The sequence below is a fragment of the Kribbella sp. NBC_00662 genome (assembly GCF_041430295.1).
Classification (GTDB): Bacteria; Actinomycetota; Actinomycetes; order Propionibacteriales; family Kribbellaceae; genus Kribbella.
The window spans coordinates 6,111,701-6,129,029 of the sequence record NZ_CP109029.1 but is presented as its reverse complement, the minus strand read 5'-3'; the positions used below and the strand labels follow the sequence as shown (position 1 = coordinate 6,129,029).

The following is a 17,329-nucleotide window of genomic DNA, read 5'->3' as shown; positions in this document are numbered from 1 at the left end:
CCCATGGGCAGCAGCGTGTACGTGGCCTCGGTCGAGGGGACGACCGGGAAGTCGACGATCGCTCTCGGGGTTCTTCATCAACTGTCGCGCCGGGTCGGGAGGGTAGCGGTGTTTCGGCCGATCGTCCGCGCGGACACCGCGACCCACGGCGGCCGGGACTACGTGCTCGACCTGCTGATCTCGCAGGATGCGGTCACGCATTCGTACGACGACGGCGTCGGCGTCACGTACGACGAGGTCCACAACGACCCGGACGCCGCGCTGGACACGATCGTCCAGCGGTACCACGCGCTGGCCGAGCAGGCCGATGCGGTGGTTGTCGTCGGCAGCGACTACACCGACGTCGGCACGCCGACCGAGTTCTCGTTCAACGCCAAGATCGCGGCCAACCTCGGCGCACCGGTCCTGCTGGTGCTGAACGGTTTCGCCCGTACGCCGTCCGACGTACGCGCGATCGCCGACATGGCCACGGCCGAACTCGCCGCGAATCACGGCTCGCTGTTCGCGGTGATCGTCAACCGCGTGAGCGATGGCGGGCCGCTCGTCGCCGCGCTGGACGGCGTCGGCGCGCCGGCGTTCGCGATACCGGAGGAGCCGCTGCTCAACCAGCCACTGGCCGCCGACCTGCTGGCCCCGATCGACGGCCGGTTGCTCAGCGGTGACCCGCAGCTGCTGAACCGCGAGGTCACCGGTCTGATGATCGCCGGCATGACCATGCCGAACGTGCTGGACCGGCTGTTCGAAGGCGCCGCGGTCGTCACCGCGGGCGACCGGCCGGAAGTCGTCCTCGGCGTACTGAACGCGCACGCGTCAAGGAACTTCCCGCAGATCTCGACGATCGTGCTCAACGGCGGGTTCGAGCTGCCACCGCAGGTGCAACGACTGATCGAGGGACTCGGCGTCACCCTGCCGATCATCGAGACCGGCCTCGGCACGCAGGCCGTCTCGACCAAGCTCACCGCGGTCCGCGGCCGCCTGACCAAGGACGCGCCGCGCAAGATCGACACGGCGCTGGCGCTCTTCGACCAGTACGTCGACGGGCAGGCGCTGCTCGACCAGCTCGCCCTCGCGCGAAGCAATGCGGTCACGCCGCTGATGTTCGAGCACCAACTGGTCGACCGGGCTGTGTCCGACCGCCGGCACATCGTGCTGCCGGAGGGTGAGGAGGAGCGGATCCTCCGGGCCGCCGACGTACTGCTCCGGCGTGGTGTCGCCGACCTCACTCTGCTCGGGGACCCGACGACGATCAGCGCGAAGGCAGCGTCCCTCGGCGTGGACGTGTCCGCCGCGACCGTCGTTCATCCGGAGCACAGCGAGCTGACCGAGCGGTTCGCCGCGGAGTACCACCGGCTGCGTCAGCATCGCGGCGTCGACCTCGACCGGGCGCGCGAACTGGTCCGGGACGTCTCGTACTTCGGCACGATGATGGTCCAGCTCGGTCTCGCGGACGGGATGGTGTCGGGCGCCGTCCACACCACCGCGCACACGATCCGGCCGGCGCTCGAGGTGGTCAAGACCGTGCCGGACACGTCCGTCGTCTCGTCGGTGTTCTTCATGTGCCTGCAGGACCGCGTCCTGGTGTACGGCGACTGCGCCGTCAACCCGGATCCGAACGCCGAGCAGCTCGCGGACATCGCGATCTCGTCCGCCGAGACCGCGGTCGCGTTCGGGGTCGACGCGCGGGTCGCGATGCTGTCGTACTCCACCGGCAGCTCCGGCACCGGGACCGACGTCGAAAAGGTGTCGAAGGCAACCAACATCGTCCGCGAACGCATGCCGCAACTGCCGGTCGAAGGACCGATCCAGTACGACGCCGCGATCGACAGCGCCGTGGCCCGGACCAAACTGCCCGACTCCCCCGTCGCCGGCCGCGCGACCGTCTTCATCTTCCCGGACCTCAACACCGGCAACAACACGTACAAAGCAGTGCAGCGCTCGGCCAACGCGGTCGCGATCGGCCCGGTCCTGCAGGGTCTGCGCAAACCGGTCAACGACCTGTCGCGAGGAGCAACCGTGCGGGACATCATCAACACGGTCGCGATCACCGCGATCCAGGCCCAGCAGGGCGGCGCCGAATGACCGAGCACGTGCTGGTCGTCAACGCCGGATCGTCCTCACTCAAGTACAGCCTCGTCGACGCCGCGTCGGGTGAGGCCGCGGCGACGGGGCTCGTCGAGCGGATCGGCGAGGAGAGCAGTCACCACGTGCACGACGGACCCAAGGGTGAGTGGAACGACGACCAGCCGATCGCCGATCACGAGGCCGCGCTGGAGGCCGCCGTACGGGCGTTCGAAACGCAAGGGCCCGCGCTGGCCGACGTGGACATCGTCGCCGTCGGGCATCGGGTCGTGCACGGCGGCGATCGGTTCGCGGCCCCGGCGCTGGTCGACGACGAGCTGATCGCGGCGGTGACGGAGCTGGTGCCACTCGCTCCGCTGCACAATCCGGCCAATCTCGAAGGGATCGAGGTCGCGCGGCGGCTGCTGCCGGATCTGCCGCATGTCGCCGTGTTCGACACCGCGTTCCACCAGACGCTGCCGCCGTACGCCTACACCTACGCGGTGCCCTACGAGTGGCAGGAGAAGTACGGGATCCGCCGGTACGGTTTTCACGGTACGTCGCACTCGTTCGTCTCGGCCGAGGCCGCCCGGCTGCTCGGCCGCCCGCCGAGCGCGGTCAACGTGATCGTCCTGCACCTGGGCAACGGCTGCTCGGCCGCGGCGATCCGCGGCGGCGAGTCGGTGGACACGTCGATGGGCCTGACCCCGCTCGAAGGTCTCGTGATGGGCACGCGCTCGGGCGATCTCGATCCGGCGATCCACGGTCTCCTCGCCCGGGTCGCGGGACGATCGGCCGAGGAGACCGACCGCACCCTGAACTCGGAGTCCGGCCTCAAGGGCCTCACCGGCGCGAACGACTTCCGAGAGGTCTCGCGACGGCGTGCGGCCGGTGACGAGCGCGCACAGTTGGCGTTCGACGTCTACTGCCAGCGCATCAAGAAGTACATCGGCGCGTACTACGCCGTACTCGGAACCGTCGACGCTGTCGTCTTCACGGCCGGAGTCGGCCAGCACTCGGCCGACGTACGCGCCGCCGCCCTCGCCGGTCTGGACTCCCTCGGCATCCACCTCGACCCCGACCGCAACGCCGCATCCGAAACCTTCGCCTCCACCGACGACAGCCCGGTCGCCGTCCTCGTCATCCCCACCAACGAGGAGTGGCAGATCGCCCGCGAAGCGCTGGAAGTAGTGCGCGACTAGCGTTCTGCCGGGGCGATCGTGAGCGCCGCCTCGGCGAGCTCGGCCAACCGATGCGCTCGAGCCGACTCGGCCGGCGTGAATGGCTCGCCCGGACGGCTGAATGCGAACAGACCGGTCCAGGGCGACGGCACCTTCAGGACGTCGCCGGGGAGTTGCGCCGCCAGGGTCGCACGGTTCGTGACGAGCTAGGCGCCGAGCAGCTCCGCGACCGCGTGCGGGAGCTCCGCCGGGTCGGCGACGACGCGTGCGGACAGGCTCAGCGCTTTCGTCTGACCGTCGACGAGGGCCAGTGTGGTCGTCGGCCAGACGTGGGTACGGCGCCCGCCACCTGCCTCGATCGCCGCCTCCAGGTCGGCTGCGGTGATCTCGTCCGGCGTCGAGACGACCAGTTCGTCGCGTACGCCGTCGTCGATCGGATGAACGTGCAGGCCGAGGATGTTGGCGTTCAGCTCGGCGAGACGGCGGGTGATGCTCTCCAGCGAGCCCGCCCGGTCGTCGAGGGTGACCCGGATCCGCCACAGGGTGCCGATCCCTTCCCGAGGCCGGACCTTCGGAGCGTGCAACCACGAGCGGAGCAACCGCATCGTGGATGGCTCCACCACCCAGATCACCAGCGCCGTCGTCACACTCGCCAGCACCGCGACAGAGAGCAGGTACGGCGGATGCGCGGCCAGCACCACCGCATGCAGCGCCAGCTCCACCGGAGCCACGGCCACGAGTTTCGCCAAGGTCAATCGCAGCCGCCGGGGATGAGGCAGCCGCCCACACACGTCACAGGCGGTTCCGCCCGTGATCGTCGTACGCAACGAATCCATGCCACCCAGCGTCGCCGGTCAACGTTGCCCCGCTGTTGCCCCGGTGTGACGTTTGCTCAGCCCGCGACGCTGCGTACGGCCTCGGTGACGCAGGCGAGGGCGAGCAGCCGGACGGCGTCGAGCGACACGTCCGCCGTACCGTCGTCGAGCAGCTCCAGCTCCCGGGACGCCGGTGCTCCACCACGCGCCTCGTACGACGCGACCGTCCCGTCCGGCAGGTCGATCACCGTGCAGCCGGTGCGGCCGTCGAAATCGCTCCAATGCCCGACCCGGACCCCAGGAATCGCGAATGTCGTCATGGCCCCAACATCGCATATCGGGGTGGTCAGGCGCGGTCGGCGGAGAGCTCCTCGGCGATGCGGTTGCCGATGACCAGGCAGGCGGTCGCGGCGGGCGAGGGGGCGTTCAGGACGTGCAGCGCGCGGCCGTCGCGGAGGAACAGGAAGTCGTCGACGAGTTTGCCGTCGCGGGTGACGGCCTGGGCGCGGACCCCGGCGCCGGAGCGGCGTACGTCCTTGACCTCGAGCTCCGGGAGCATACGGCGGGCCTCGCGGACCAGCGCGCGGCCGGTGAGCGAGCGGACGATCTCCTTCGCACCGGTCCGCGCGTACCGGCGGGCCAGGCGCCATGTTCCGCGGTACGTCGCGGCCTCCCAGACGTCCTTCGGGGCGATCTTCGACCACTTGTAGCCCTCGCGGGACAGCGCGGGTACGGCGTTCGGGCCGACGTGGACGCCGCCGTCGATGCCGCGGGTCAGGTGGACGCCGAGGAACGGCAGGTCCGGGTCGGGCACCGGATAGACCAGGCCCTTCACCAGGAAGTCACGCTCGGGCACGATCTCACTGAACTCGCCCCGGAAGGGCAGGATCCGCACGCCCGGCTCGAGCCCGGAGGCGCGGGCGAGGCGGTCGCTGTGCAGACCGGCGCAGACGGCGACGCGCTCGGCCTCGATGACCTCGTCGGTTGTCCGCACCCGGGCGATGGAGCCGGCGTTCTCGACCGACGTCACGGAGATCCCGGTGCGGATCTCACCGCCGGCGGCCTTGATGTCCGCCGCCAGAGCCGCGGCGACCAGCTTGAAGTCCACGCGGCCGGTGGAGTCGACGGCCAGTGCGCCCTTGACGCGCAGATGCGGTTCGCGCTCGGCGACCTCTTCGAGGCTCAGTCGCCGGACCGGTACGCCGTTCTCCTGGCCGATGCCGAACAGGCGATCGAGCTGCGGCAGCTCGGCCTCGGTGGTGGCCACGACCAGCTTGCCGGGTACGTCGAGCGGGATGCCCTTCTCCTCGCAGTACTCCTTCAGCGCCGCCCCGCCGGCGACGGCGAACCGCGCCTTGAGCGAGCCGGGCCGGTAGTACAGGCCGGAGTGCACGACACCCGAGTTGTTGCCGGTCTGATGCGCGGCGACCGACGGCTCCTTCTCGAGCACGACAACCGGCGTACCGGGGTCACGCTGCTGCAGGGCACGCGCCACCGCCAGCCCGACAATCCCCCCGCCAACCACCACCGCTGATCTCGTCACGATGTAGAGAGGTCCCTCCAGGCGCCAGAAATACAGCCAGAAACAGAATCAGTTGGTGCGGGCGATCTGTTCTTCGATGCGGAATTCGAGGCCGTCGGCGGCGGCGAGGTAGACGTCCTGGTCGACGAGGTTGCCGTCGAGTCGGAGCAGACCGCGGGGGCTGTCGTAGAAGTGGCCCGTCGGGAGGGCGGCCGACATCGCGACGGATCCGCTGATCTCACCGAGGCGGGCGAGGAAGCGGATCGCCTCGTAGCAGGACTCGCCGACCGCGTTCAGGGCCGGGGCGAAGGGGCCGAAGCGGCCGTAGTACTGCTGGGCGAACTCGTTGCTCTCAACGGTCGACAGGCCGTCGAAGTACGCCGCGGCCGCGTACACGCCGTGGTTGGCAGCGGGTCCTGCGCCGAGCAAGGTGTTCTCCTCGATCGCGGTGCTGAGGCGGAGCAGATCCTCACTCAGCCCGGCGCGGGCGAACTGACGGTTGAAGTGCACCGCGTCCTGGCCCATCAGCAGCATGATCACACCGTCGGCTTTGGTTGCCTTGAGCCCGTTGATGACCTCGGTGAAGTCGGAGGTGCCGAGCGCAACGTACGCCGACTCGACGATGTCCAGGGCCTCCTCCGCGATCGACCCGGTCACCCGCGGGTACACGTAGTCGTTGCCGACGACAACCCATCGGCCGGCACCGTGATGTTCACGGAGCCAGCGCGCGGCCGGCAGCAGCTGGTTCACCGGACGCTCGCCGAGCATGAACACCCCGGGCGTGTTGTCGGCGCCCTCGTGCATCGCGGCGAACGCGTACACGACCCGCCCGCCGATCCGCCGCGTCAGCGCCACGCGCACCGCGGAGATGTGCCAGCCCGCCACCGCCTCGACCCGCCCGGCGTCGACGAGCCGCCCGACCTCCTCGGCGACCACCTCCGGCGGACGTCCCGCGTCGACCTGGACGAGCTCGACCGGCCGGCCGGCGATGCCGTTGCGCGCATTGAGTTGCTCGACGGCCAGCTGACCGCAGGCGAGACAGGACGGCCCGTAGATCCCGGTCGGCCCCTGCAACGGCACCACGAAGGCGATCGGCAGTACGTCGGAATGCCGCACGATCACCTCCTGGTCGCGACCCAGTGTGGCCGAATCGGAGGCGGAACTTCGAGCGAACAGCTATATTTCCCAGCACCTGAACAGCGCCGGAACGGAGGAGTGCCGATGTCGTCGAGCCTGCTCCTGCTGCTGAAGCGGGTCGAGCGGGAGATCGAGCTCGGGCTGGAGCCGTTGCTCGACGAGTTCGGGCTGACGATCGAGCAGTGGCGGATCATGGCATCCCTGCACGACGAGCCCGGACAGCCGATGTCGCTGCTCGCGGAGTCCGCCGTACTGCCGGCTGCCAGCCTGACCCGGCACGTGGACAAGCTGGTCGAGCGCGGACTCGTGCTGCGCCGCGTCCATCCGGACGACAAACGGCGGATCGTCACCGCCCTCTCCCCCGTCGGCGCGACCGTCGCCGACCGCCTCGGCACCGCCCAGCGCGCCCTCGAGGCCGACCTCGCGGATTACTTCCAGATGGAAATACACGAACGTAGCGGTTCGGCAACACGCAGGTAACACGGCGTTCCTAGGTTCCTTCCATTCGGGTGCATCCCCGCCGGCAGCGTCGCCGGTACGCCGGAGCACCGCTTGCCCGAAGGTGCCGCAGGAGTTCCGCCATGACTGTTGAACCCTCGCTCGATCACCACACTGCCTCTCCGCCCAGTCAGAACACCGCGACGCGCGAGACCCTGGAGGACTACACCCTCCGCTTCGCGCCGCGCAGCTACCGCAAGTGGTCCACCGGCGTGGTCGCGATCTCGGCCCTCGGCGGGATCGCGTATCTGGCCGACTTCGCGATCGGCGCGAACATCGGCATCTCGTACGGGACGACCAACGCGCTGTGGGGTATCGCGATCTTCGCGGTGGTGATCTTCGCGACCGGGCTGCCGCTGGCGTACTACGCCGCGCGGTACAACATCGACCTCGACCTGATCACCCGCGGCAGCGGCTTCGGGTACTACGGCTCGGTCGTGACGAACGTGATCTTCGCATCGTTCACGTTCATCTTCTTCGCGCTCGAAGGCTCGATCATGGCGCAGGGCCTGCAACTCGGGCTGCACGTGCCGCTCTGGGCCGGGTACGCCGTGTCCACGCTGGTGATCTTCCCGCTGGTGATCTACGGGATGAAGGTGTTGTCGACGCTGCAGGTGTGGACGACGCCGCTGTGGCTGATCCTGATGGTGCTGCCGTTCTGCTACCTGCTCGTCTCGCACCCGTCGTCGGTGTCGACGTTCTTCGACTACGGCCCCGATGCCGACTTCGGCTCGATGCTGCTGGCCGCGGGCGTCTGCCTGTCGCTGATCGCGCAGATCGCGGAGCAGATCGACTACCTGCGGTTCATGCCGCCGAAGACGCCGGAGAACTCCCGCCGTTGGTGGACCGCGGTGCTGCTGGCCGGACCGGGCTGGGTGATCTTCGGTGCGATCAAGCAGGTGATCGGCCTGTTCCTGGCGGTCTACATCATCGCTCAGGTCGACAGCGGCACCTCGATCGCGAACCAGCCGGTGCATCAGTTCCTGGAGATCTACCGCGGGTTCCTGCCCGGGTGGCTGGCGATGACGCTGGCCGTCGTACTCGTCGTCATCAGCCAGGTGAAGATCAACGTGACCAACGCGTACTCCGGTTCGCTCGCCTGGACGAACTCGTACACACGGCTGACCCGGCACTACCCGGGCCGGCTGGTGTTCCTCGGGTTCAACCTGGTGATCGCGCTGGTGCTGATGGAGGCGAACATGTTCGACTTCCTCAACACCATCCTCGGCTTCTACGCGAACTGCGGTATGGCGTGGATCGTGGTCGTTGCCTCTGACATCGTCTTCAACAAGTACCTGCTGAAGCTGTCGCCGAAGGCGCCGGAGTTCCGCCGCGGCATGCTGTACGCCGTCAACCCGGTCGGCTTCGTCTCGATGGCCGCGGCCGCGGGCGTCTCCATCCTGGTCTTCTTCGGCGGGCTGGGCGACACCATCAAGCCGTACTCGCCGCTGGTCGCGATCGGTCTGGCTCTGGTCCTGCCGCCCGTCCTCGCCATCATCACCGGCGGCAAGTACTACCTGCGCCGCCCCGACGACGGCCTCGACCTCCCGATGTACGACGAACACGGCAACCCGTCCGGCGAAGTACTCACGTGCCACGTCTGCCGCCAGGACTACGAACGCCCCGACATGACCGCCTGCCAAACCCACGCGGCCGCCGTCTGCTCCCTATGCCTCAGCACAGACAAGCTCTCCGACCACGTCCTACCCGCCCACTCCTGATCCACCCAGCGCCTCGTGGCCTGCCATGATGCAGGTTGGGGAGGATTACACCCCCGATTCGGTGCAATATCCTCCCCAACCTGCAGCCGAAATGTCTTGAAGGGAGTCAGCGGCGGTTGTTCTCGCCTCGACGACGGGCTGCCCCGCAACCTCACACCATGAACTTCACTCCAGCTGATGTTGAGAAGCTGCTGCTCTCCGTGGCCGGCATGGTCGCTCGTGACCGGCTGGCGCGGGGGGTGCTGCTGAACCACCCGGAGGCGGTGGCGTTGCTGAGCACGTGGGTGATTGAACGCGCACGTGAGGGTGCCCGCGTCGCCGACCTCATGGAAAGCGGACGGCTGGTGCTCACTCGGGACCAGGTAATGCCGGGCGTGGCCGGCATGCTGCACGACGTGCAGGTCGAAGCGACGTTCCCGGACGGCCGGAAACTCGTGACTATCCACAACCCCATCATCTGAAGGCAGATTCCATGGCTGACGCCGATAGACTTAGCACGGAAGGACAGGGGGCGGCGGCTCACTCGGTCGCACCTGGTGCAATTCGCGTCGCGCCGGGCACGATCCGCCTGAACGCCGACCGCACCGACGCTGAGCGCCTGCGGCTGGTGATCGTGAACACCGGTGACCGGCCGATCCAGATCGGCTCGCACCTGCATCTGCCGGATGCCAACGCCGCGCTCGCCTTCGACCGGGAGGCCGCGCGTGGGTTCCGGCTCGACATCCCCTCCGGGACCTCGCAGCGATTCGAGCCCGGAGCATCCCGCGAGGTGGACCTGGTGGCGTTGAGAGGCAATCGCCGCGTGCCGGGGATCCAGGTGAAGAACCGTGGTTGAGATCTCGCGGGCTGCCTACGCCGCGCTCTACGGGCCTACCGTCGGGGATCAGGTGCGGTTGGCCGACACCGACCTCTGGGTGGAGGTGGAGGAGGACCTCACCGTGGGCGGTGAGGAGGTCGTGTTCGGGGGCGGGAAGTCGATTCGGGAGTCGATGGCGCAGGGTACGGCGACGCGGGCCGACGGGGCGCCGGACACCGTGATCAGCAACGTGCTGGTCGTGGACTGGTGGGGCATCGTGCGGGCCGATGTCGGGATCCGCGACGGCCGGATCGTCGCCCTCGGCCGCGCCGGGAACCCGGACATCGCGGACGGCGTACACCCCGACCTCCGCATCGGTCCGTCGACCGACGTGATCGCCGGCGAGGGCCGCATCCTCACCGCCGGCGCGATCGACTCGCACGTCCACCTGCTCTCCCCGTCGCAACTGCACGAAGCCCTGGCGACCGGGATCACCACGATCGTCGGCGGCGGGACCGGGCCGAGCGAGGGTTCCAAGGCGACCACGGTCACCCCCGGCGCCTGGCACCTGGAGCAGATGCATCGCGCGCTCGACGCCGTACCGCTCAACATCCTCCTGCTCGGCAAGGGAAACACAGTGAGCGCGGAAGCCCTCGCCGAGCAGGCGCTCGCGGGTGCGGCCGGCTACAAGGTGCACGAGGACTGGGGCTCGACCCCGGCTGCGATCGACGCCGCCTTGCGGGCCGCGGACGACTGGGGCCTGCAGGTCGCGCTGCACGCGGACAGCCTGAACGAGGCCGGGTACGTCGAGTCGACGCTCGGCGCGATCGCCGGCCGGTCGATCCACGCGTTCCATGTCGAAGGTGCGGGCGGCGGCCATGCACCGGACATTCTCTCGATCGCGTCGTACCCGCACGTGATCCCGGGGTCGACGAACCCGACCCTGCCGCACACCGTGAACACCGTCGCCGAGCACCTCGACATGCTGATGGTCTGCCACCACCTCAGCCCGGACGTGCCCGAGGACCTGGCGTTCGCGGAATCGCGGATCCGGGCCACCACGATCGCGGCCGAGGACATCCTGCACGACCTCGGCGCGCTGTCGATCACCTCGTCCGACGCGCAGGCGATGGGCCGGATCGGCGAGGTCATCACCCGGACCTGGCAGGTCGCGCACGTGATGAAGCACCGCCGCGGCGCGCCGGCCGGCGACCTTCCGGCCGACAACGAGCGGGTACGCCGGTACGTCGCGAAGTACACGATCAACCCAGCGGTTGCCCACGGCATCGATCACGAGGTCGGCTCGGTGGAGCCCGGCAAGCTCGCGGACCTCACGCTGTGGGATCCGCGGTACTTCGGCGTCCGTCCGAGCCTGGTGATCAAGGGCGGCGCGATCGCGTGGGCCGCGCTCGGCGACCCGAACGCGTCGATCCCGACACCGCAGCCGGTGCTGATGCGGCCGGCGTTCGGGGACGCGATCGGCGCGGACCTCTCGTACACGTTCGTCTCCCCCGCGGCGCTCGAGGACGGGCTCGCCGATCGACTGGGGTTGCGCCGGCGGCTCCTCGGCGTACGGCCGACGCGCGAGATCGGCAAGGCCGACATGAAGAACAACAGTGCGTTGCCGAGCATCGAGATCGACCCGGAGACATTCGCGATCGAGGTCGACGGAGACCTGGTCGAACCGTCCCCGGCGGAGGTGCTGCCGCTGGCCCAGTTGTACGCGATGTTCTGATGGGTACGGCGGAGTTGGTCGCGCTGATGCTCGCCGACGGGCGACTGCCGACCGGCGGCCACACCCAGTCGGCCGGCCTCGAGCCCGCCGTCCGCGCCGGGTTAGGTGCCGATGGCAAGCAGTTGTCCGACGTCACGGCATACGCCCGAGACCGCTTGCGCACAGTCACCCGCGTCGACGCCGCCGTCGCGGTCGTCACCCGCGATGTCATCCTCACCGGCTCATCCGCCGAACCGCCGCCGAGTCGTGGGGATTGGTCGGAGCCCGCCTCGCCGAGTCGTGAACTGTGGTCGCCCAACCACGACCCCATTTCACGACTCGACGGCGAGCGGGCTGAGCTAGGCAAGCCGGGTGGGCGGACGGCGGCGGGGTTGGTGGTGGTTGAGCAGGCATGGGCGGCTCGGACTTCGAGTCAAGTGGTGCGGGCGGCGGTGCGGCGCCAGGGGCGGTTGTTGCTCCGGCTTGCCGGGCGCGTTTGGCCCGGCGTTGCGGGGCACCTGCCGGTCGACGGCGAGGTTCCGCGTCCGATTGTGCTCGGTGTGATCGCGGCGGTCGCCGGGCTGAGCGCGGAGCAGCTCGCGCGGGTTGTTGCGTACGACGACGTGCAGACGGTCGTCTCCGCCTCGTTGAAGCTGCTCCCGGTCGACCCCGCCGACGCCGCCACCTGGCTCGCAACCCTGCACGACGACATCGAGGAGCTCGTCGCCGACGTCGCGCCGCTGACCGACGTCGACAAGATCCCCGCCAACGCCGCGCCGCTGATCGACATCCACGCGCAGAACCACGCGACCGAGAGAATGAGGTTGTTCCATGCCTGACGCGCCTGACACGCCTGACACGCCTGACACGCCTGAGACCCGCTCCTTCCGGCTGGGTGTCGCCGGCCCGGTCGGCACCGGCAAGAGCTCACTGATCGCGACCATCTGCCGCGAGCTCGCCGACGAACTCCGCCTGGGCGTGATCACCAACGACATCTACACCGACGAGGACGCCCGCCTGCTGCGCTCCGCCGGCGTCCTCGATCCGGACCGGATCCGCGCCGTCGAGACCGGCGCCTGTCCGCACACCGCGATCCGCGACGACGTCACCCCGAACCTGATCGCGGTCGAGGACCTCGAGCGCGACTTCGCCCCGCTGGACGTTGTCCTCGTCGAGTCCGGCGGCGACAACCTGACCGCGACCTTCTCCCCGGCCCTGGTCGACGCACAGATCTTCGTCCTCGATGTCGCCGGCGGCGGCGACGTCGCTCGCAAGGGCGGACCGGGGATCGCGCGGGCGGATCTGCTGGTCGTCAACAAGACCGACCTGGCGCCGTACGTCGAGGTGGACGTCGACCGAATGGTGAAGGACGCCGAGGCCGCCCGCGACGGGAAGACGGTCCTGGCGCTCTCCCGCAAGGATCCGGCCTCGATCGCCAGGCTCAGGGAATGGGTCCGCGCCATGACGAACGTCGTACGCACCGGCGACCACACGCCCGTCGACCCCGGCCCGATGGCTCCGCACTCCCACATCGGCGAGGACGGCGCCGTGATCACCCATGTCCACACGCATTGACGTCACCGCCGACCCGGTCCGCGACCGCTGCCTGCTGACGACCGGCCACCTGTCGCCCCGCCGCCTGCCCGGCCCGCCCGGCGTCGTCCGCGTCGCCCTCGTCGCCGCAGGCGCGCTGCTGCTCGCCGGCGACGAAGTACGCATCGAGGTGGTCGCCGAGGGTCCCGTGCAGGTCGAGATCGTCGAGACCGCCGGCACTGTCGCATATGCCATGCGCGGAGGCTCCGCCCGCTGGGACGTCGACATCCGGCTGACCGGCGGTGCCAGCCTCCAGTGGTACGCCGAACCCTTCGTCGTCTCCGCAGGCGCCGACGTCACCCGAACGACCACGGCACACCTCGCCCGCAGCTCCACCGCCCGGTTGCGCGAGTCGCTCGTCCTCGGACGGTACGGCGAGGTCGGCGGAACGCTCCGTACGGCGACCCGTGCCTGGCTCGACGACGACCTCCTCCTCGCCGAAGATCTCGATCTCTCTCCCGAGACCCGCACCGGCTGGGCGATCCTCGGCCCGGCCCGTTGCCTCGACACCGTGACCACTCTGGGTTCCCGCCTCCCCGACGCGGCGCACACGCTCCAGCTCGAAGGTCCCGGATCGATCGCCCGGCAGCTGCTCCAGGAGCAGCACCAGAGTGAACTCATCCGAACGTCTGTGTGATGGTCAGCAGAGCTCGATCGTTTTAATCTGGATCGGTTCGGCAACTGCGGCGTTCCGGAAGTTCGCCGTGGTCTCACCGCTGGAGGGGGCCGGAGGACGGTGGAGCACGAAGGCGGAGCAGAGGCGGGACGACCCCAGGCCTCGGCGCTGCTCGGGCGCCGGGCCGAACGCGCCGTACTCGACCAGCTACTCGCCGACGTCCGCAAAGGCGGCAGCCAGGTCCTCGTCGTCCGGGGCGAGGCCGGCGTCGGAAAGAGCGCGCTGCTGCACTACGCCACCGACTCCGCTCACGACCTGCGGCTGCTGCGCGCGGTCGGGGTCCAGTCGGAGATGGAGCTGGTGTTCGCCGCTCTGCATCAGCTGTGTATGCCGCTGCTCGACCGGATGGATCGGATTCCGGAGCCGCAGCAGCGGGCGCTCGCGACCGTGTTCGGGCTTGCTCCCGGGCCTGCGCCGGACCGGTTCATGGTCGGGCTCGCCGTATTGAGCCTGATCTCGGACCTGGCCGCGGAGCAGCCGGTGCTGGTTGTCGTCGATGACGCGCAGTGGCTCGACACGGCGACCGCTCAGACGCTCGGATTCGTCGCCCGCCGGATCGGCAACGAGGCGGTGGGTCTGCTGTTCGGCGCGCGCGAGGTCGGCGTCGAGCTGAACGGCCTCGCGGAGCTGGAGGTCGACGGGCTGCCGGAAGACGAGGCGCGCGCGTTGCTGGGGTCGGCGGTCGAGTTCTTGCTGGACGCTCCGATCCGCGATCGGATTGTGGCCGAGACCGGTGGGAATCCGCTCGCGTTGCTGCAGTTGCCGCGTGGGCTGACGGCGACCCAGTTGGCGGCCGGGTTCGGACTGCTGGGCGGACAGGGACTGCCGGGGCGGATCGAGCAGAGCTTTCTGCGGCAGGCCGATGCGCTGCCGCCTCCGACGCGGCAGCTCCTGCTGGTCGCCGCGGCCGAGCCGGTGGGCGATCCGGTGCTGGTACGGCGGGCCGCCGATCAGCTAGGGATCGATGCCGCGTTCGCGGACATCGACGGTCTGTTGCGGCTCGGTGAGCGGGTGACGTTCCGCCATCCGCTGGTGCGGTCGGCCCTGTACGGGTCGGCGTCCGCGACGGAGCGTCGCGCCGTACATCTGGCGCTGGCCGGGGCGACGGACTCGGCGACCGATCCGGATCGGCGGGCTTGGCATCTGGCGGCGGCTGCGACCGGGCCGGACGAGGCGGTGGCTGTGGAGTTGGAGCGGTCTGCGGATCGGGCGCAGGCCCGAGGCGGGTTCGCGGCGGCTGCGGCGTGCCTGCAGCGGGCGGTCGCGCTGACGCGGGATCCGGTACGCCGTACTGAGCGCGCACTCGCCGGGGCGCAGGCGAGCGTGCAGGCCGGTGCGTTCCGGACCGCATGGGAGTTGCTGGCGACGGCGGAGGCGGGTCAGCTCGACGATCTCGGGCGTGCGCGGATCGACTTGCTCCGCGCCGAGGCGGCCTTCGCACAGCAACGCGGCCGCGACGCCCCGGGCCTGCTGCTGCGTGCCGCCCGGACCCTCGAGCCTCTCGACGCCCGCCTGGCCCGAGACACCTACCTCGACGCCTGGAGCGCCGCACTGTTCGCCGGCCAGTTGGCAGCAGGCACGGGACTCCGCGAGGTCTCCGAGGCCGCGATGGCAGCCCCGCGCCCCGAGCCACCACCTGGGGCGGAGGAATCGCCCGTCCCGGACTCGCCCCGGCCGGGCCCGGCGGCGCGGAGTTCTGATGTGTTGCTGGACGGGTTTGCGTTGTTGTTCGCGGAGGGACGGGAGCGGGCTGTGCCGTTGCTCAAGCAAGCTGCGACGGCGTTCGGGGACGGGGAGGTTTCGGCTGAGGAGATCCTGCGCTGGGGCTGGCTGGCTACTGCGGCGGCCGCGACTGCGTGGGACTTCGAGGCTTGTCTGGCCGCGTCCATCAGGCAGGTGGAGACAGCGCGACGTGCCGGTGCGCTCGCCGTGCTCGCGGTCGGTGTCAACGTCCTCGGACAGGTGTACGCGATGGCGGGCGACTTCGCCGAAGCGACCTCGCTCCGCGCCGAGGCCGACGCCGTACGCGAGGCGACCGGCACCCACATCGGCCCGTACGGCGCGCTCGTGCTGACCGCGCTCCAGGGCCGCCCGGACGACGCGTTCCCGTTGATCGACGACACCATCGCGAAGACGACGGCCGAGGGTCAGGGCACGGCGGCGCAGTACGCGCGCTGGGCGAAGTCCGTCGTACTGAACGGGCTCGGCCACCACGACGAAGCGTTGCCCTGGGCAACTCTCGCCGCCGAGGACACACCGGAGCTGTTCATGTCCGCATGGGCGCTGAGCGAGCAGATCGAAGCCGCCGTACACAGCGGACACCTGCAAGCGGCGGCCGACGCCCTCGCCCGCCTCCAGGACAAGACGCGCGGGACCGACGAGCCCTGGGGACTCGGTCTCGAGGCACGCGCTCGAGGGCTCGTGCACAAGGGCGCCGCGGCGGAGAAGGCGTACCGCGAAGCGATCGAGCAACTCAACGGCACCCGACTCCGTCCGGACCTGGCCCGCTCCCACCTGCTGTACGGCGAATGGCTGCGTCGCCAAACCCGCCGCGGCGACGCCCGGACCGAGCTGCGCACCGCGTACGAGATGTTCTCCGAGATCGGCATGACCGCGTTCGCCGACCGAGCGCGCCGCGAGCTGCAGGCGACCGGCGAGACGGTACGCCGACGGGCGACGGCCTCGACTGCCGGCGACGAGCTGACTCCGCAGGAACGCCAGATCGCGCTGCTCGTCCGCGACGGCCTGTCCAATCCCGAAGTCGGCACCCGGCTGTTCCTCAGTCCGCGCACGGTCGAATGGCATCTCCGGAAGATCTTCGACAAGCTCTCGATCAGCTCCCGCCGCCAGCTCCGCGACGCGTTCCCCGAAGCGGGCTAGCCCGGGATCAGCTGCTGGCCCCCGTCGACGTCGTACGTCGCGCCGGTCAGCGCGGTGTTGGTCATCAGGTGGACGACCAGCGCCGCCACGTCCTCCGGCCCGACGACCCGCCGAATCGGCAGCGCGGCTCGCAGCCCCGCCCGGCGCTCCTCGAGCTGATCCCCGAGCAGCCGCGCCGACAGCGGGGTGTCGACGAAGCCGGCGGCGACCGTGTTCACCCGGATCGGGGCGATCTCGACCGCCGCGTTCGCGACGATCGCGGACTGCGCCGCCGTACCGATCGCAGCGAGCATCAGCCCGACTCCCGGCCGCCGGGCACCCGTACCGCTGATGAACGTCAGCGAACCACCCGGACGAACCCTGCCGACGCACAACCGCGCGATCCGCAACGAGCCGACCAGATGCTGATTGATGAACCGCTCCGCCCGCTCCAGGTCGAGCTCGGCCAGCGGCGCGTAGAACGGACCGCTCCCACCCACCAGGATGTGGTCGAGCTGCTCGGGCAGCTCGCCGAACACCCGCTCGACGTCCGCCGAATCATCCAGGTCCAGCGTCAGCGCACTCTCGGCGCCGACCTCGACGGCCGCCTTCTCGAGCCGCTCACGATCCCGCCCGGTGATGACGACCCGGGCGCCGTCCTCGCGCGCCAACCTGGCGGTCTCCAGCCCGATACCCGCGCTGCCGCCCATCACGACGACGACCTGTCCGGCCAGACTCGTCCTTGACTCAGCCATCTGC

16 protein-coding genes are annotated in these 17,329 nt (G+C 69.8%); 11 read left to right on the top strand and 5 right to left on the bottom strand.

The window, feature by feature from the left end; genetic code table 11:
* Window positions 1–3 precede the first annotated feature (3 nt).
* Both pta and OHA10_RS30340 read left to right on the top strand, forming a co-directional pair.
* Complete coding sequence (pta, locus tag OHA10_RS30345; protein WP_371402172.1) at window positions 4–2,079, top strand: phosphate acetyltransferase; 2,076 nt, start codon at window positions 4–6, stop codon at window positions 2,077–2,079.
* Window positions 2,076–3,260, top strand: coding sequence for an acetate/propionate family kinase (locus OHA10_RS30340; protein WP_371402171.1), 1,185 nt, complete (start codon window positions 2,076–2,078; stop codon window positions 3,258–3,260). Before pta ends, OHA10_RS30340 begins: the two co-directional genes overlap by 4 nt.
* Window positions 3,261–3,445: 185 nt before the next feature.
* Here the strand turns inward: OHA10_RS30340 and OHA10_RS30335 are convergent, their stop codons facing one another.
* From OHA10_RS30335 to OHA10_RS30320, 4 genes are all read right to left on the bottom strand, one after another.
* Window positions 3,446–3,970, bottom strand: coding sequence for an ACT domain-containing protein (locus tag OHA10_RS30335; protein WP_371402170.1), 525 nt, complete (start codon window positions 3,968–3,970; stop codon window positions 3,446–3,448).
* Window positions 3,971–4,131: 161 nt separating this feature from the next.
* Window positions 4,132–4,374 (bottom strand): hypothetical protein, encoded by a 243-nt coding sequence (locus tag OHA10_RS30330; protein WP_371402169.1) that lies wholly within the window; start codon window positions 4,372–4,374, stop codon window positions 4,132–4,134.
* 26 nt (window positions 4,375–4,400) lie between these two features.
* Complete coding sequence (gene lhgO, locus OHA10_RS30325; RefSeq protein WP_371402168.1) at window positions 4,401–5,582, bottom strand: L-2-hydroxyglutarate oxidase; 1,182 nt, start codon at window positions 5,580–5,582, stop codon at window positions 4,401–4,403.
* Window positions 5,583–5,645: 63 nt separating this feature from the next.
* The gene (locus tag OHA10_RS30320) at window positions 5,646–6,692 is read right to left on the bottom strand and encodes a substrate-binding domain-containing protein (RefSeq protein ID WP_371402167.1); all 1,047 of its coding nucleotides are present in this window, start codon (window positions 6,690–6,692) and stop codon (window positions 5,646–5,648) included.
* A gap of 105 nt (window positions 6,693–6,797) precedes the next feature.
* On the opposite strand from OHA10_RS30320, the gene OHA10_RS30315 reads away from it, so the two are divergent.
* From OHA10_RS30315 to OHA10_RS30275, 9 genes are all read left to right on the top strand, one after another.
* Window positions 6,798–7,193 carry a MarR family winged helix-turn-helix transcriptional regulator gene (locus tag OHA10_RS30315; RefSeq protein WP_371402166.1) on the top strand — a complete coding sequence of 132 codons (396 nt, stop codon included), beginning with the start codon at window positions 6,798–6,800 and terminating at the stop codon, window positions 7,191–7,193.
* Between the two features lie 101 nt (window positions 7,194–7,294).
* The gene (locus OHA10_RS30310; RefSeq protein ID WP_371402165.1) at window positions 7,295–8,932 is read left to right on the top strand and encodes a cytosine permease; all 1,638 of its coding nucleotides are present in this window, start codon (window positions 7,295–7,297) and stop codon (window positions 8,930–8,932) included.
* A gap of 158 nt (window positions 8,933–9,090) precedes the next feature.
* Window positions 9,091–9,393: an urease subunit gamma gene (locus OHA10_RS30305; protein ID WP_371402164.1), complete on the top strand. Its 303-nt coding sequence runs from the start codon at window positions 9,091–9,093 to the stop codon at window positions 9,391–9,393.
* An 11-nt stretch (window positions 9,394–9,404) separates the two neighbouring features.
* A complete protein-coding gene (ureB, locus tag OHA10_RS30300) occupies window positions 9,405–9,767 on the top strand; it encodes an urease subunit beta (RefSeq protein ID WP_371402163.1) in 363 nt (120 codons plus the stop codon).
* Entirely contained in the window at window positions 9,760–11,463 is a 1,704-nt protein-coding gene (locus OHA10_RS30295) for an urease subunit alpha (RefSeq protein WP_371402162.1), read from the top strand. Before ureB ends, OHA10_RS30295 begins: the two co-directional genes overlap by 8 nt.
* A complete protein-coding gene (locus tag OHA10_RS30290) occupies window positions 11,463–12,281 on the top strand; it encodes an urease accessory protein UreF (protein ID WP_371402161.1) in 819 nt (272 codons plus the stop codon). The genes OHA10_RS30295 and OHA10_RS30290 overlap by 1 nt, the downstream gene beginning before the upstream one ends.
* Window positions 12,274–13,017, top strand: a complete 744-nt coding sequence (gene ureG / locus OHA10_RS30285) for an urease accessory protein UreG (RefSeq protein ID WP_371402160.1) — start codon at window positions 12,274–12,276, stop codon at window positions 13,015–13,017. The genes OHA10_RS30290 and ureG overlap by 8 nt, the downstream gene beginning before the upstream one ends.
* The gene (locus tag OHA10_RS30280) at window positions 13,001–13,672 is read left to right on the top strand and encodes an urease accessory protein UreD (protein ID WP_371402159.1); all 672 of its coding nucleotides are present in this window, start codon (window positions 13,001–13,003) and stop codon (window positions 13,670–13,672) included. The genes ureG and OHA10_RS30280 overlap by 17 nt, the downstream gene beginning before the upstream one ends.
* 99 nt (window positions 13,673–13,771) lie before the next feature.
* Entirely contained in the window at window positions 13,772–16,591 is a 2,820-nt protein-coding gene (locus OHA10_RS30275; protein WP_371402158.1) for an AAA family ATPase, read from the top strand.
* Here OHA10_RS30275 and OHA10_RS30270 read toward each other — a convergent pair.
* On the bottom strand, window positions 16,588–17,325 hold the full coding sequence (locus OHA10_RS30270) for an SDR family oxidoreductase (RefSeq protein WP_371402157.1): 738 nt from the start codon (window positions 17,323–17,325) through the stop codon (window positions 16,588–16,590). The genes OHA10_RS30275 and OHA10_RS30270 overlap by 4 nt on opposite strands.
* Between the last annotated feature and the right edge of the window lie 4 nt (window positions 17,326–17,329).